Source organism: Mesorhizobium sp. M0778, from assembly GCF_040320105.1.
Lineage (GTDB): Bacteria > Pseudomonadota > Alphaproteobacteria > Rhizobiales > Rhizobiaceae > Mesorhizobium.
Window position 1 is genome coordinate 288,792 of record NZ_JAMYPA010000004.1, and the last position, 14,900, is coordinate 303,691.

16 protein-coding genes are annotated in these 14,900 nt (G+C 64.1%); 4 read left to right on the forward strand and 12 right to left on the reverse strand.

What is annotated here, in order from left to right:
* Nucleotides 1-8: 8 nt before the first annotated feature.
* From coaBC to ubiE, 5 genes are all read right to left on the reverse strand, one after another.
* Complete coding sequence (gene coaBC / locus NKI22_RS08775; protein ID WP_352815542.1) at nucleotides 9-1,235, reverse strand: bifunctional phosphopantothenoylcysteine decarboxylase/phosphopantothenate--cysteine ligase CoaBC; 1,227 nt, start codon at nucleotides 1,233-1,235, stop codon at nucleotides 9-11.
* Between the two features lie 25 nt (nucleotides 1,236-1,260).
* The gene (locus NKI22_RS08780; protein ID WP_023719016.1) at nucleotides 1,261-1,668 is read right to left on the reverse strand and encodes a type II toxin-antitoxin system VapC family toxin; all 408 of its coding nucleotides are present in this window, start codon (nucleotides 1,666-1,668) and stop codon (nucleotides 1,261-1,263) included.
* Nucleotides 1,665-1,925, reverse strand: coding sequence for a FitA-like ribbon-helix-helix domain-containing protein (locus NKI22_RS08785; protein WP_023719015.1), 261 nt, complete (start codon nucleotides 1,923-1,925; stop codon nucleotides 1,665-1,667). Before NKI22_RS08785 ends, NKI22_RS08780 begins: the two co-directional genes overlap by 4 nt.
* Nucleotides 1,926-1,996: 71 nt before the next feature.
* Nucleotides 1,997-3,571, reverse strand: a complete 1,575-nt coding sequence (gene ubiB, locus NKI22_RS08790) for a 2-polyprenylphenol 6-hydroxylase (protein WP_023719014.1) — start codon at nucleotides 3,569-3,571, stop codon at nucleotides 1,997-1,999.
* A gap of 70 nt (nucleotides 3,572-3,641) precedes the next feature.
* Nucleotides 3,642-4,418, reverse strand: a complete 777-nt coding sequence (gene ubiE / locus NKI22_RS08795; protein WP_023719013.1) for a bifunctional demethylmenaquinone methyltransferase/2-methoxy-6-polyprenyl-1,4-benzoquinol methylase UbiE — start codon at nucleotides 4,416-4,418, stop codon at nucleotides 3,642-3,644.
* A gap of 167 nt (nucleotides 4,419-4,585) precedes the next feature.
* Between ubiE and NKI22_RS08800 the strand changes: the two genes are divergently transcribed.
* The 3 genes from NKI22_RS08800 (at nucleotide 4,586) to NKI22_RS08810 (ending at nucleotide 6,987) form a co-directional block, all read left to right on the forward strand.
* On the forward strand, nucleotides 4,586-5,560 hold the full coding sequence (locus tag NKI22_RS08800) for an adenosine deaminase (RefSeq protein WP_023719012.1): 975 nt from the start codon (nucleotides 4,586-4,588) through the stop codon (nucleotides 5,558-5,560).
* Nucleotides 5,561-5,696: 136 nt separating this feature from the next.
* Entirely contained in the window at nucleotides 5,697-6,326 is a 630-nt protein-coding gene (upp, locus tag NKI22_RS08805) for a uracil phosphoribosyltransferase (RefSeq protein WP_023675320.1), read from the forward strand.
* 100 nt (nucleotides 6,327-6,426) lie between these two features.
* The gene (locus NKI22_RS08810; RefSeq protein WP_023719011.1) at nucleotides 6,427-6,987 is read left to right on the forward strand and encodes a TIGR02281 family clan AA aspartic protease; all 561 of its coding nucleotides are present in this window, start codon (nucleotides 6,427-6,429) and stop codon (nucleotides 6,985-6,987) included.
* 3 nt (nucleotides 6,988-6,990) lie between these two features.
* On the opposite strand, the gene deoA is transcribed toward NKI22_RS08810, so the two are convergent.
* From deoA to NKI22_RS08840, 6 genes are read right to left on the reverse strand one after another with little or no spacing between them, the layout of a single operon-like run.
* Nucleotides 6,991-8,307 (reverse strand): thymidine phosphorylase, encoded by a 1,317-nt coding sequence (gene deoA, locus NKI22_RS08815; RefSeq protein ID WP_023719010.1) that lies wholly within the window; start codon nucleotides 8,305-8,307, stop codon nucleotides 6,991-6,993.
* A 7-nt stretch (nucleotides 8,308-8,314) separates the two neighbouring features.
* Nucleotides 8,315-9,124 (reverse strand): purine-nucleoside phosphorylase, encoded by an 810-nt coding sequence (locus tag NKI22_RS08820; RefSeq protein ID WP_352958369.1) that lies wholly within the window; start codon nucleotides 9,122-9,124, stop codon nucleotides 8,315-8,317.
* Nucleotides 9,121-9,513 (reverse strand): cytidine deaminase, encoded by a 393-nt coding sequence (gene cdd / locus NKI22_RS08825; protein ID WP_023719008.1) that lies wholly within the window; start codon nucleotides 9,511-9,513, stop codon nucleotides 9,121-9,123. The genes NKI22_RS08820 and cdd overlap by 4 nt, the downstream gene beginning before the upstream one ends.
* 6 nt (nucleotides 9,514-9,519) lie before the next feature.
* Nucleotides 9,520-10,491 carry an ABC transporter permease gene (locus tag NKI22_RS08830; protein ID WP_023719007.1) on the reverse strand — a complete coding sequence of 324 codons (972 nt, stop codon included), beginning with the start codon at nucleotides 10,489-10,491 and terminating at the stop codon, nucleotides 9,520-9,522.
* A gap of 1 nt (nucleotide 10,492) precedes the next feature.
* On the reverse strand, nucleotides 10,493-11,632 hold the full coding sequence (locus NKI22_RS08835) for an ABC transporter permease (RefSeq protein ID WP_352546763.1): 1,140 nt from the start codon (nucleotides 11,630-11,632) through the stop codon (nucleotides 10,493-10,495).
* Nucleotides 11,629-13,161, reverse strand: coding sequence for an ABC transporter ATP-binding protein (locus NKI22_RS08840; RefSeq protein WP_023719006.1), 1,533 nt, complete (start codon nucleotides 13,159-13,161; stop codon nucleotides 11,629-11,631). The genes NKI22_RS08835 and NKI22_RS08840 overlap by 4 nt, the downstream gene beginning before the upstream one ends.
* Before the next feature lie 181 nt (nucleotides 13,162-13,342).
* Here NKI22_RS08840 and NKI22_RS08845 point away from each other — a divergent pair, with 181 nt between their 5' ends.
* Nucleotides 13,343-13,552 (forward strand): SlyX family protein, encoded by a 210-nt coding sequence (locus NKI22_RS08845; protein ID WP_031194007.1) that lies wholly within the window; start codon nucleotides 13,343-13,345, stop codon nucleotides 13,550-13,552.
* A 67-nt stretch (nucleotides 13,553-13,619) separates the two neighbouring features.
* On the opposite strand, the gene NKI22_RS08850 is transcribed toward NKI22_RS08845, so the two are convergent.
* Nucleotides 13,620-14,609: a BMP family lipoprotein gene (locus NKI22_RS08850; RefSeq protein WP_023719004.1), complete on the reverse strand. Its 990-nt coding sequence runs from the start codon at nucleotides 14,607-14,609 to the stop codon at nucleotides 13,620-13,622.
* Between the last annotated feature and the right edge of the window lie 291 nt (nucleotides 14,610-14,900).

Here is a 14,900-nt window from a genome sequence, read left to right on the forward strand (position 1 = left end):
GGAGATCGCTAAACCACGACCGTCTTCAGCCGGCCGGCGATCAGTGCCGCGAGCCGCGTCGCCACCTCTTCCTTGCTCATCTCCGGCCATTCCTCGACGCCGGCCTTCGAGACGATCCGCACCTTGTTGCGGTCGCCGCCCATCACGCCCGGGGAACCATCTTCATGCGAGACATCATTGGCGACGATAAGATCGGCACCCTTTTTCGCAAGCTTGGCCTCGGCATTCCTGACCAGGTCCTGCGTCTCCGCGGCGAAACCGACCACCAGCATCGGCCGCTTTTTGTGATGCCCGACGCCGGCAAGAATATCGGGATTTTCCACCATCTGCAGCGCCGGCGGCCCCTCGCCCGCCACCTTCTTGATCTTTTCCCCGGCCGAACTTTGAGTGCGCCAGTCGGCGACAGCCGCGACGAACACTGCCGCGTCGGCCGGCAGCAGCTGTTCGACCGCATCCTTCATCTCGACGGCCGTTTCGACATGCAGCGTGGCGACGCCGGCCGGATCCGCAATGCCGACCGGACCGGAGACGAGACGCACGTCGGCGCCGAGCCTGGCCAGCGCCGCCGCGATGGCATGGCCCTGCTTGCCCGACGAACGGTTGGCGATGTAGCGCACCGGGTCGATCGGTTCATGCGTCGGCCCGGAAGTGACAATGATCTTCCTGCCCGCCAGCGGCTTTGGCCGACTGTCGAGCAGCGCCTCGATCGCGGCGACGATCTCCAGCGGCTCGGCCATGCGGCCCTCGCCCGCCTCGTTGCTTTCGGCCATCTCGCCCTTCGCCGGGCCGACGAATGCGACGCCGTCCTTACCCAGCATCGAGCGGTTGCGCCGGACCGCCGAGTGCGTCCACATTTTCGGGTTCATAGCCGGAGCCATCAAAACCTGCTTGTCGGTGGCGATGAGCACCGTCGAGGCAAGGTCGTTGGCGTGGCCGTTGGCGAGCTTTGCCATCAGGTCGGCGGTGGCCGGCGCCACGACCACAAGGTCGGCCTCGCGCGACAGCCTGATGTGGCCGATGTCGTGCTCGTCCTGCCGGTCGAACAGCTCGGTGAAGACATGATCGGCGGACAGTGCTCCGGCCGACAGCATGGTGACGAATTCCTGCGCCGCGGCGGTCATCACCACGCGCACCGAAGCACCGCGCTCGCGCAGCCGGCGGATCAGGTCGAGCGCCTTGTAGGCGGCGATACCGCCGCCGATGATCAGCAGGATGCGCTTGCCGGAGAGGGTCATGCCCGAGGCCAGTTCTTGTCCAATGTCATGCCGGCTTCAGCGCCGATTCGATGTCGGTATGGATGAAATCGTCACCCTTGAAAAGTAGCGGCAGGTTTCGGGTCTTGGCCAGGGCATAGGCGAAACAGTCGCCCATGTTGAGGTCAGCACGATGGCGGGATCCGCGACCGTACCGAGAGTAGGCAAGTCGTGCGACCTCGAGCTGCGCCAGATCAAAAGGAACGACCGTCAGTTCGAGGCGGTCGATGAGCACCTGAAGTTCGGCGGGGTTGATGCCACCGCTGGACCGGTTCGCCACACAATGTGCCTCCAGAAGTGTTGCAGTGCTTATCAGTACAGCAGATGAGGTGCCGAAAACATCGACGAATGCAGCCGCATCCGGCTCTGCGGCGATGATTGCGATTAACGCAGACGTATCAACTGCAACGGTCACAGAAGTCCCTCATCCCACATGTGATCAGTAAGCGCCTTGAGGTTAATGGGGTGTTCTGATTTCCGTCCGAGCGCCAAGATCTCGTCACGTGACGCTTTCAGCCGCCACTCCCCGTTCTGGAGCTTGCTCTCGGGGATCGTCACTTTGCGCAAGGCATCCCGCGCTTCCTGCTCCATCGAAACGCCGCGCGCGGCAGCGCGTTCGCGCAGCACCTGCTTCACTTCGTCATCAAGATTACGGATTGTGATAGTGCTCATAGCGTAGCTCCTCGCCGTTAACATAAGCGACAAGCAGCGTGCTTGCAATGACAGCACTGCTGTCATTGCAATCAGAGCAGCTTCCAAGCGATGTACACCAGCGTCAATGCGATTACCCACAGCGCGAGCCGGCCGGAGCGGGTGTAGCGCGCCTCGGCCTTGCCGATCGCGTGCGCGGTCCTTTCGTCGAAGCGCAGGCCGTGTTCGGCCATCAGGTCGATCTCGCGCGACAGCCGCTCGGTGCGGGCGGCGAGGTCCGGCGCCTGGCGGGCCAGCGCCAGCAGCGCGTTGGCGCCGTCGCGCGCATCGGCCAGCAAAGCGCGCGGGCCGAGATTGCGGGCAATCCAGCCGCTGACCACAGGTTCCGACGTCTTCCACATGTTGAAGGCCGGGTCGAGGGTGCGGGCGACGCCCTCGACAACGACCATGGTCTTCTGCAGCAGCACCAGCTCGGATCGCGTCGCCATGTCGAAGAGCTCGGTCACCTCGAACAGCAGCGTCAGCAGCTTGGCCATCGAGATGGTCTCGGCCGGCTGGCCGTGGATCGGTTCGCCGATCGCCCGGATCGCCTGGGCGAAAGCTGCGACATTGTGCTGGCGCGGCACGTAGCCAGCCTCGAAATGCACCTCGGCGACGCGCTGGTAATCGCGCGTGATGAAGCCGTAGAGGATTTCGGCGAGGAAGCGGCGCTCCTTCCTGCCGAGCCGGCCGGCAATGCCGAGATCGACGGCGACGATGGTGCCATCGGCCTCGACGAAGAGGTTGCCCGGATGCATGTCGGCATGGAAGAAACCGTCACGCAGCGTATGGCGCAGGAACGACTGGACCAGGTTGGCGGCAATCGCCTTCAGGTCGTGGCCGGCGGCGGCGAGGCCGGCAATATCGTTCAACTTGATGCCGTCGACCCATTCCATGGTCAGCACGTCGCGGCCGGTGCGCTCCCAGTCGACCGACGGCACGCGAAAGCCGGGATCGTCCTTGGTGTTCTCGCCGAGTTCCGAAAAAGCCGCCGCCTCCAGCCTCAAATCCATTTCGATCTTGGTGGTCTGGGCCAGCGTCTCCGTCACCTCGACCGGCCGCAGCCGGCGCGACGACGGGATATATTTTTCCTGCAGCCGGGCGGCGAGGAAATAGCTCTCGAGATCGCGAAAGAAGCGGCGGCGCACGCCCGGCCGGATGACCTTCACCGCCACCCGGGTAACGACGCCGTCCTGCAGGGTTTCGGCGGTATGGACCTGGGCGATCGAGGCGGCGGCGACGGCCTCGCCAAAACTGGCATAGAGCTCGCCGACCTTGCGTCCGAGCGAGGCCTCTATTGCCGCTATGGCTTCGGCCTTCGGAAATGTCTGCATCTTGTCCTGCAGCATGGCGAGATCGAGCGCTATGTCGTTGCCGACGACGTCCGGCCGCGTCGCCAGGAACTGGCCGAGCTTGACGTAGGATGGGCCGAGCCGCACGACCGCCTTGGCCAGCCGGTCGCCGCGCTCGTAGGCAAGCGCGCGGCGACGGGTGAACAGCCGGGCCATGCGCCAGCCGAATTTCGGCAGGCCGAAGAGTTCGTCGCCGGGCAACGCCGCGATGACACCCTCGCGGACCAGCACCCAGCCGGCCCGCACGAGCCTGAAACCAGCGCCTATGCTGCTCATGGCTGGCTTTGCCTTGCCGGTTTCCTGAACTGGCGAAAGGCACGTCGGGCTATGAAAATGCGGGCCAGCCTCAAAGCTTCCAGCCCGAATGAAGCGCGGCGATGCCGCCGGAATAGTTGCGGAATGAGGCGCGCTCGAAGCCCGCGCGCGAGATCATCGCCGCGAAATTCTGCTGATTGGGAAATTTGCGGATCGATTCGACCAGATAGGAGTAGGGCTCGCCGTCGCCGGTCACCGCCTTGCCGATCCGCGGGATGGCGTTGAACGACCATGCCTCATAGACCTTGTCGAGCAGCGGCATCTCGACCTCGGAAAATTCAAGGCAGAGAAAGCGCCCGCCAGGCTTCAGCACGCGATAGGCTTCGGCAAGCGCCACATCGATACGCGGCACGTTGCGGATGCCGAAAGCAATGGTGTAGGCATCGAAAGTAGCGTCGGCAAAAGGCAGTTCCTCGGCATTGGCCTCGACGAAATCGGTATTTGCCGACAGGCCCTTTTTCTCGGCTCGGTCGCGGCCGACGGCGAGCATCGAGCCGTTGATGTCGAGAACCGTTGCATGGGCATGCCTGCCGCTCGCCCCGACGATGCGGAAGGCGACGTCGCCGGTGCCGCCGGCAACGTCGAGAACGCGCCAGCCCGGCCGCTTCGGTGGATTGAGCCAGGCGACCATGGCGTCCTTCCACAACCGATGCAACCCGGCCGACATCAGGTCGTTCATCAGGTCGTAGCGGTTCGCCACCTTGTGGAAAACATCATTAACCAGGGGCTGCTTGTCGCCTGGCCCTACCCGCTTGAAACCATAGGAGGTTTCCATGCCGCCCGCAGCCGTGGTTCTTTCAACCGACATCGTTTTGATCCGCCATAAAATCGGCGGGACCATAGCCGATCGATGGTGCGGGCGCTATTGTTTAAGGCGCGGTGTTCGGCCGCGCTTCGAAGCAGGTTCCGGAAAAGCGTCGCACGGTTTTCCGACAAGAACCTGCGTCATAAGAAAAAGCCTGACGGGATAATTGAATGCCTTTGAAAGCAGAACTGCACTGCCACATCGAAGGGGCAGCGGCGCCTGAACTCGTCCTCCGCCAGGCCGAGAAATACGGCAGGGATGCCTCGCCCTACATCCGGGACGGCTCCTTCGCCTGGCACGATTTCACCTCCTTCCTCGCCGCCTACGACTTCTCCTCCGACCTGTTCCGCACCGAAGAAGATTATGCGCGGCTGGCCGATCACTACCTGACCAGCCTCGCCCGCGACGGCGCCATCTATTCCGAGGTTTTCACCTCGCCCGACCATGCCGGCAAGGCCGGGCTGTCGCCGAAGGCCTATACCGATGCGCTCGGCGAAGGCATGGCCCGCGCCAAGGCGAAGACCGGCATCGAAGGCCGCATGATCGTCACCGGCGTGCGCAATTTCGGTGTCGAATCGATCGAGCGGGCGGCGCGTTTCGCCGCCCGCAGCGGGCATCCGCTGGTCACCGGCTTCGGCGTCGCCGGCGACGAGCGGATTGGCGATTTGGAAGATTATGTCAGGGCCTTCGAGATCGCCCGCGAGGCCGGCCTCGGCATCACCGTGCACGCAGGCGAATTGATGGGCTGGGAGAGCGTCGAGGCGGCACTCGACCATATCCGCCCCTCTCGCATCGGCCACGGCGTGCGCGCCATCGAGAACCCCGATCTCGTGCGGCGCATCGCCGACGAAGGCGTCGTGCTCGAATGCTGCCCCGGCTCCAACATCGCCCTGAAAATCTTCGACAGCTTCGCCAACCATCCCTTTCCTGCTTTGAGGGCGGCGGGCTGCAAGGTGACGCTCAACTCCGACGACCCACCCTATTTCTGGACCTCGCTGAAGCGCGAATACGACATCGCCGCCGAACATTTTGCGATGGATGACAAGGCGCTCACCGCCGTCACCAGGACGGCCATCGAGGCAGCTTTCGTCGACAGGAAGACCAGGGCGGCGCTGCTGGGCAGGCTCGGCGCCAAGGGCAGGTGAATGGTGAATTGCGAGCCTGGCGCTTCGGTCCGTCAACCGCGAGTTTTTCCGCGCAACCAAGGACTCGCAAACCAGTTCACTATTCACTATTCACCATACACCATTCACTATTCACCTGCGCAGTTCGGAGAACACCATGAAGGGCGTCACCGTCGTCGACCATCCGCTTGTCCAGCACAAGCTGACCATCATGCGCAAGAAGGAAACCTCGACGGCCGGGTTCCGGCGGCTGCTGCGCGAGATCTCGCTACTGCTCGGCTATGAGGTCACCCGCAACCTCGAACTGACCACGACGACGATCGAGACGCCGATCGAGACGATGGAGGCGCCGACGCTGGAGGGCAAGAAACTCGTCTTCGCCTCCGTGCTGCGCGCCGGCAACGGCTTGCTCGAAGGCCTGCTCGATCTGGTGCCGGCGGCGCGTGTCGCCCATATCGGCCTCTACCGCGACCATGAGACGCTGGAAGCGGTCGAATATTTCTTCAAGGCGCCGGGCGACCTCGCCGACCGGCTGGTGATCGTCGTCGATCCGATGCTGGCGACCGCCAATTCGGCGATCGCGGCGATCGACAAGCTGAAAGGCCGCGGCGCCACCAACATCCGCTTCCTCTGCCTGTTGGCGGCACCAGAGGGCCTCGAGCGTTTTACCCAGGCGCATCCCGATGTTCCGGTCTTCACCGCTTCCATCGACCGCCAACTCAACGAGAAGGGCTACATCATGCCCGGCCTCGGCGATGCCGGCGACCGTATGTACGGCACCAAATAGGTCCGTTTACCGATTGTTTACGCAAACGGCTGGTTTCCGCATTCGTTAAAGCGGCAAACACCTTGTCGGACTAAGGATCGGCAACCACAAAGGCCGGTCCATGCTGCGCAAGCTTCTCATCCTTGGCGTGTTTGCCGGAACGTCGGCATCGCTGCCGATCGTCTATCAGTCGAATCCACAGACGATCGAGCGGCTGTTGAAATCCGCCATCGGAGCCAAGCCGGCCGACACCCAAACCGACCTGAACCTCGCCGCCGTCCCGGACAGGCCGGCGACGCCGCAGCCGCTCGGCCGCAAGGTCGTCGTCACCGCGGACGCGCGCGGGCATTTCATGTCGGTCTTCAAGTTGAACGGCCGCCAGATCGAAGGCATGATCGATACCGGTGCGACGCTCGTCGCCATCAACAGCTCGACCGCGCGCAGGATCGGCATCTCGCTCAATTCGACCGACTTCAGCCATCAGGTCAACACCGCCAACGGTGCGATCAAGGCCGCCGTGGTGACGATCGACCGCCTGCAGATCGGCAGGATCACCGTCGAGGGCGTCGAGGCCGTCGTACTCGACGACAGGGCGCTGCACACCAACCTGATCGGCATGAGCTTTCTGCAGCGGCTCGAAAAATATCAGGTCGAAGACGGCACGCTGCTGCTGGTTCAGTGACTATCAGCGCGGCAGGATCCGCCGGATGACGGTTTTCTCCGCGGCCGGTTTGGAAGTCCCGATCGTATAGGCCGAAAGCACGGCGGCCGCGGCCGCCTCGGCATCCCCGGCATTGCGGGCATGGACCAGCGCCAGCGCCTCGCCGGTCCGCACTTCAGCGCCGACCGGCAGCAGCCTGGTGACGCCGACGGCGTGATCGATCCTGTCGTCCGGCCGCGTCCGCCCGCCGCCAAGCCCGACCACGGCAAGCCCGATCTCGCGGGTTGCTATGCCGGTGACAAAGCCGTTCGCGCTCGCCTTGACGGCGAATTCCGTTGCCGCTTTCGGCAGATATTTTTCCGGATTCTCGATGAAATCGGCGGGACCGCCAAGTGCCGCCACCATGCGCGCGAAGATGGCAGCGGCGCGACCGCCGGCCAGCGTCTCGGCGGCGCGACGCAGGCCGTCCTGGTTGGACGGCACCAGGCCTGCCGATTGCAGCATCTCGGCGGCCAGCGCCAGCGTCACTTCCTCCAGCCGCCGGTCGCGGAAGCGGCCGGTGAGGAAGTCGACGGCGTTGCGCACCTCGACCGCATTGCCGGCAGCGGACGCCAGCGGCTCGTTCATGCCGGTGACCAGCGCCGAGGCCCTAAGGCCGGCGCCATTGGCGACGTCGACCAGGCTGTTGGCCAGCACCGTTGCATCGCGCGATTTCTCCATGAAAGCGCCGTTGCCGACCTTGACGTCGAGCACCAGCGAATTGATGCCGGCCGCCAGCTTCTTCGACAGGATCGAAGCGGTGATCAGCGGCACCGATTCCACCGTTCCCGTCACATCGCGGATGGCGTAGAGCCTGGCGTCGGCGGGTGCGAGGTCGGCGGTCTGGCCGATGATGGCGCAGCCGGTTTCGAGCACGGTCTTGCGGAAGCGTGCAACATCCGGCTGGCTGATGTAGCCGGGGATGGCATCCATCTTGTCCAGCGTGCCGCCGGTATGGCCGAGGCCCCTGCCGGAAATCATCGGCACATAGGCGCCGCAGGCAGCGACGATCGGTGCCAGCATCAAGGAGACATTGTCGCCGACGCCGCCCGTCGAATGCTTGTCGGTGACCGGGCCGGGCAGATCCGACCAGTCGAGCACATCGCCGGAATCGCGCATCGCCATAGTCAGCGCCACCACCTCGTCGCGGCTCATGCCGTTGAAGAACACCGCCATGGCGAAGGCGCCGACCTGCGCGTCGGTAACGGTGCGGGCGGTCAGGCCCTCGATGAAAGCCGATATCTCCTCAGCCGAGAGTTTTTGACCGTCGCGCTTGCGGCGGATGATTTCCTGGGGAAGCATCAGGCGTCTACCCTGTGCTCCGGAAGCCCGTCCGAAAAACACGCTGCAGAATGGTCGCCAGCCGCGCGCCGCCGACCGGCGCCATGTCCTTGGCCTCCTGGTGCGACAGCTCGGCTCCGGTCATGCCGGCGGCAAGGTTGGTGACGACCGAACAGGCTGCGACGCGCAGCCCGAGGAAGCGGGCGAGAATGACCTCCGGCACCGTCGACATGCCGACCGCGTTGGCGCCCATGATGCGAGCCATGCGGATCTCGGCCGGCGTCTCGAAGCATGGGCCGGAGAACCACATGTAGACGCCCTTGTGCAGCCTGGTACCGGTGGCCTTCGCGGCTTGCTCGATGGCGGAGCGGAGACCGGCGTCGTATGCTTCGGTCAGGCCGACGAAGCGGCGGTCGCTCGGCTCGCCGATCAGCGGGTTGGAGCCTGAGAAATTGATGTGGTCGGTGATCAGCATCACCGAGCCCGGGCCCATCCCGGGATCGACCGAACCGGCGGCGTTGGTGAGGATCAGCCTGGAGATGCCGAGGCCGGCGAGCACCTCGAGTGCAGGCCGCATCGCCGCCGCGTTGCCGTGCTCGTAATAGTGTGCGCGACCGGACAGCATCAGCACCGGCGTGCCGGCAAAGAGCCCCGCCACCACCTCGCCGGCATGGCCGCTGACGCCGCTTCTGGGGAAGCCCTGCAAGTCGGCATAGGAAATGCGCACCGCATCCTCGACCTTGTCGACAAGCCCGCCAAGCCCCGATCCCAGCACCAGCGCAGTGGTCGGCGCCAGCCCGTCCAGCCTTTCGACGAGGTGATCGAGTGCTTCCTTCATTTCAACACATCGCCCTGGAAGCCGTATGGCAGCAACTCGCCCATGGTCACGGTCTCGACCACGCCGCTATCATCGCAGAGATAGAACTTCGTTTCCGGCCGGCAGAATTCAGCCAGCCGCTGCCGGCAGCCGCCGCAGGGCGAGCATTTTGCCACGCGTTCGGCGATCACGGCGATTTCCGTAATCTTGCCGCCGCCACCCATGATGTAGTGGCCGAGCGCGGTGGTTTCGGCGCACCAGCCCTCCGGATAGGACGCGATCTCGACATTGGCGCCGGTGAAGACACGGCCGTCCTCGGTGCGCAACGCCGCGCCGACCGGAAATTTCGAATAGGGCGCATAGGCCTTGGCCATGGCGGCTTTCGCCGCTTCGAACAGATCACGAGCCATGATAAATCAGCGTTCCTTGACATAAGGCACGCCGCCGGCACGCGGCGGGATTGCCTTGCCGATGAAGCCTGCAAGCAGGATGACGGTCAGCACATAGGGCAGCGCCTGCATGAATTGCACCGGCACCTTGCCGATCAGCGGCAGCGGCGTGCCTTGCAGGCGGATCGACGCCGCGTCGAGGAAGCCGAACAGCAGGCAGGCGAACATGGCGTTGACCGGTTTCCATTTGGCGAAGATCAGCGCGGCCAGCGCGATGTAGCCCTTGCCGGCGGTCATGTCCTTCACGAAGCCGCCATTCTGCACCATCGACAGGTAGGCACCTGCAATGCCGGTGAGCACGCCGGTGCAGATCAGCGCCCGATAGCGCAGCCAGGCGACCGATATGCCGGCGGTATCGACCGCGGCCGGGTTCTCGCCGACGGCGCGCAGGCGCAAGCCGAAGCGGGTGCGGAACAGCACCCACCAGGTGAACGGCACGGCCAGGAAGGCGAGATAGACCAGCACTGAGTGGCCGGAGATGAGTTCCGAATAGATCGGCCCGAGGATCGGCACGCTCCTGAGCGCATCCGCGCCCGGCCAGATGATTGTCTCGAAGCGCTCGCCGGCGGCCAGCGCCGGCGTGCGCCCGCCTTGCTGGAACCAGGCCTGGCCGAGCATGATCGTCGATCCGGCGGCGATGAAATTGATCGCGACGCCGGAAACGATCTGGTTGCCGCGATGGGTGATCGAGGCAAAGCCATGGATCAGCGCGAAGGCGACCGAGATGAGTATGGCCATGCCGAGGCCGACATAAGCCGAGTGGAAGACCGAGGCGGCGGCGGCACCGGCGAAGGCGCCAACCAGCATCTTGCCTTCGAGCCCGATGTCGAAGACGCCGGCCCGCTCTGAATAGAGGCCGGCGAGGCAGGCGAGCAGCAAGGGGACCGACAGACGGATGGTCGAGTCCAGGACCTGTACGATGGCGTTGAAGAAATCCATCTCAGGCGCCCTTCCCCTTGACCGCTTCCATGCCGACCGATCTCGGGCTGAGCGAGGCGAACAGCGCCTGGACATAGGGCCGGAACATATGCTCGAGCGCGCCGGCGAACAGGATGACCAGGCCCTGGATGATGACGATCATGTCGCGGCTGATCGCCGGCATCTCGAAGGCGAGCTCGGCGCCGCCCTGGTAGAGCATGCCGAACAGGATTGCGGCAAGCACGATGCCGACCGGGTGCAGTCGCCCCATCAGCGCCACCGCGATGCCGACGAAACCGGCGCCCGAAACGAATTCGAGCGCGACATTGTGCTGGTCGCCCATCGTCGGGTTGAGCGCCATCATGCCGGCCAGCGCGCCCGAGATCATCATCGCAATGATGATGATGCGGATTTCCGAAATCCCGGCATAGCGCGCCGCTTTCGGGCTGTGGCCGTAGGTACGCATCTCGTAGCCGAGCTTGGTGCGCCAGATCAGGACCCACACCAGAAAGGCCATGGCCAGCGCCAGCAGCGAGCTGACGTTGAACGGCGCCGAACGGATTTTGGCGCCGAACAATTCGATGATCCAGTTGAGCTTCGGCAATTGTGCGCCTTCGAGGAAGGTGCGCGTCTGCGGCGCCATCGAGCCGGGCGGCTTCAGCATGCCCACCAGCGCATAGACCATGACGCTGGCGGCGATGAAATTGAACATGATGGTGGTGATGACGATGTGCGAGCCGCGCTTGGCCTGCAGATAGGCCGGGATCAGCGCCCACAGCGCGCCCATCGCCGCGGCGGCGATAATGGCGATCGGGAAGGTCAGCCACCAAGGCAGCACGCTGTCGAAGGCCAGGCAAACGATGCCGATGCCGAGACCGGCGAGATAGCCCTGGCCCTCGCCACCGATGTTGAACAGGCCGCAATGCGCCGCAACCGCCACCGACAGCCCGCTGAAGATGAAGGTGGTGGCATAGAAAAGCGTGAACGCGATGCCTTGGCCGCGACCGAAGGCACCCTCGACCAGGATGACCGCAGCACGCAGCGGGTTCTCGCCGACCAATATGACGACGAAACCGGCAACGACGAAGGCGACGAACAGATTGATCAGCGGGATCAGCACATAATCGGCCCAGGCCGGCAGCTTGGCATAGGGAGTGCTCATTCCGCGGCCTCCCGGTGCTCGACGCCGGCCATCAGCAGGCCGAGTTCGCCCTCGGTCGCGTCGGGGCCGCGCTCGCCGACGATGCGGCCGGCAAACATCACCAGAATGCGGTCGGAAAGCGAGCGGATCTCGTCGAGCTCGACCGAAACCACCAGCACCGCCTTGCCCTGGTCGCGCATCGCGATTAGGCGCTTGTGGATGAATTCGATGGCGCCGACATCGACGCCGCGCGTCGGCTGGCCGACGATCAGCACGCCGGGATCCTGCTCCATTTCCCGCGCCAGCACGATCTTCTGCTGGTTGCCGCCGGAGAAATTGGCGGTCTTGAGGCGGCAGTCCGCCGGTCGGATGTCGTATTTGACGATCTTGTCCCTGGCATCGTTACGGATGGCGTCGATGTCGAGAAACGGCCCCTTCAGATAGCGCTCGTCGTCCTGGTAGCCGAGGATCGAATTCTCGTTCTCCTCGAAGGCCAGCACCAGGCCGACATGATGGCGGTCCTCCGGCACATGGGCAAGGCCGCGCTCGCGCAGTTCACCGGGATCGGCGGCGCCGGTGAGGTCGATCGGCTTGCCGTCCAACGTGACCGAACCCGAAACGGCGCGCCTGATGCCGGAAATCGCCTCGAGCAGTTCGGATTGTCCGTTGCCGGCGACGCCGGCAATGCCGACGATCTCGCCGGCATGGATATCGAAGGAGACGTCGTCGACCATGGTGACGCCGCGGGAATCCTTGACCGTCAGGTTCTTGACCGCGAGCTTGACGCCGCCGGCCTTCGCCTCGCCTTTCTCGACGCGCAGCAGCACGCGCCGGCCGACCATCAGCTCGGCCAGCTCCTCGACCGTGGTCTTCCTGGTTTCGCGTGTCGCCACCATGGTGCCCTGGCGCATCACCGAGACCGTGTCGGTGATCGCCATGATCTCGCGCAGCTTGTGGGTGATCAGCACGATCGTCTTGCCCTGCTCCTTCAACTGCCTGAGGATGCGGAACAGATGGTCGGCTTCGGCCGGCGTCAGCACGCCGGTCGGCTCGTCGAGGATCAGGATCTCGGCGCCGCGATAGAGCGCCTTGAGGATTTCGACGCGCTGCTGCAGGCCGACCGGCAACTCCTCGATGATCGCGTCCGGATCGACTTCGAGCCCGTATTCGCGCTCGAGCCGCTCCAGCTCGGAACGCGCCTTGGCGATGCTTTTCTTCAGCAGCGCATCGCTTTCGGCGCCGAGAATGACATTTTCCAGCACCGAGAAATTGTCGACCAGCATGAAGTGCTGATGCACCATGCCGATGCCGAGCGCGATCGCATCGTTCGGTGTCTTGATCGATGCCGGCTGGCCGCCGACACGGATTTCGCCGCTGTCGGCCTGGTAGAAGCCGTAAAGGATCGACATCAGCGTCGACTTGCCGGCGCCGTTTTCGCCGACGATGCCATGGATGGTGCCGCGCGTAATTTCCAGATTGATGTCGCGGTTGGCGCGCACGGCGCCAAAGCTCTTGTCGATGCCGATCAGCTCGATTGCGGCTTGCGCCATGCAGCCTGTTCCCACTGTTATTTTTTTACCGCTTGGTCAAACGCCTAGCATGACGCCCAGTCTGTGCCAATTGGGTCTGTGCCAATTGGCCGGAGCACGGTTCACTCTCGACAAATCCCGTCATGCTTGTCAATTTCCAACGTGGCCGCACCCTGCACAATCGCCTGATCGAGGATTTCAAATGACCATGCCCGACGACCGGCTGACGACGCTGGAAATCCGCGCCGCCGAGCAGGAGAAGACCATCGAGGAACTGTCCGGCCAGATCGCCGAGCAGTGGAAGGTGATCGAGCGCATGCAGCGCAAGCTCGACGCGCTGGCCGAGCGCTTCCTGGCGCTGGAGGAACAGGCCGCACCCGACGTGCCGGTGACTAAGCCGCCGCACTGGTGAGCGGCCTGACAATGCAAAACCGCCGGGCTTTCACCCGGCGGCTCGTCAGCTCAGCAATGTCTGTCGATCAATACGGGCAGGCATTGTCCGACATGTAGTCGTGCACCTTGATGGTGCCGGCGATGATGTCGGCCTTGGCCTTTTCGACCGCTGCCTTCATCGCATCGTCGACAAGCGCCTTGTTGTTGTCGTCCATGGCGTAGTCGACGCCGCCTTCCTTGAGGCCGAGATCGTTGATGCCGGCCGTGAACTTGCCGTCCTTGGCATCCATGAAGGTGTTGTAGACGGCAACGTCGACACGCTTGACCATGGAGGTCAGCACCTTGCCGGGCTGCAAGCCGTTCTGGTTGGAATCGACACCGATGCCGAGCTTGCCCGCGTCGGCCGCCGCCTGCAGCACACCGACACCGGTGCCGCCAGCCGCAGCATAGATCACGTCGGCGCCCTGGTCGATCTGCGTCTTGGCGATCTCGCCGCCCTTGGCGGGATCGTTCCAGGCTGCGGGCGTATCGCCGGTCATGTTCTGGATGACGTCGGTGGCGCCGGCCGCTTTGGCGCCGCCGACAAAGCCGCAGCCGAATCTGCGGATCAGCGGAATATCCATGCCGCCGATAAAGCCGACCTTCTTCGACTTCGAAGCCATCGCCGCCATCACGCCGACGAGATAGGAGCCTTCCTGCTCTTTGTAGACGAGGGAGCGGACATTGGGCTTGTCGACGACCATGTCGATGATGGCGAATTTGGTCTCGGGGAATTCCGTGGCAATCTTGTCAAGCGCATCCGACCAGGAGAAGCCCGCCATGACGATCGGATTGCGGCCGTCCTCGGCGAAACGGCGCAGCGCCTGCTCGCGCTGGGTGGCGTTGCTGACCTCGAATTCCACATAGGGGATGCCGGTCTCGGTCTTGAACTTTTCGGCGCCGTGGAAGGACGCCTCGTTGAACGACTTGTCGAACTTGCCGCCGAGATCATAGAGAAGCGCGGGTTGAATGTCCGCGGCGAAGGCCGGAAGAACCATTGCAGCTGCGGCCATGAGGCCGAGTACGATACGTTTCATGTGATCCACACCCCTGTCGGTTATTTGTCCATTATGCACCGCATGCCGGCCCGGTTCTCCGGCAGGCATTCGGCGTCAGGCAGGAGTGTCTTCCTCCCGCTTCGGGCCAATCTGGCACGGCCCGAAACAAAATTCACGTGGAATTTTGACCCTTTGGAAAAGCGTGGCGCCCCCAAGCCGGGCCCCCCCCAAATAAATTGGGGAGGGGGGGCAAAAAAAGCCGGGGCCGCGGGCCGGATTGGGGCGGGGACGCCCGGTTGCGGGACGCCCCCAAAACCCGTGGGGGTGTTT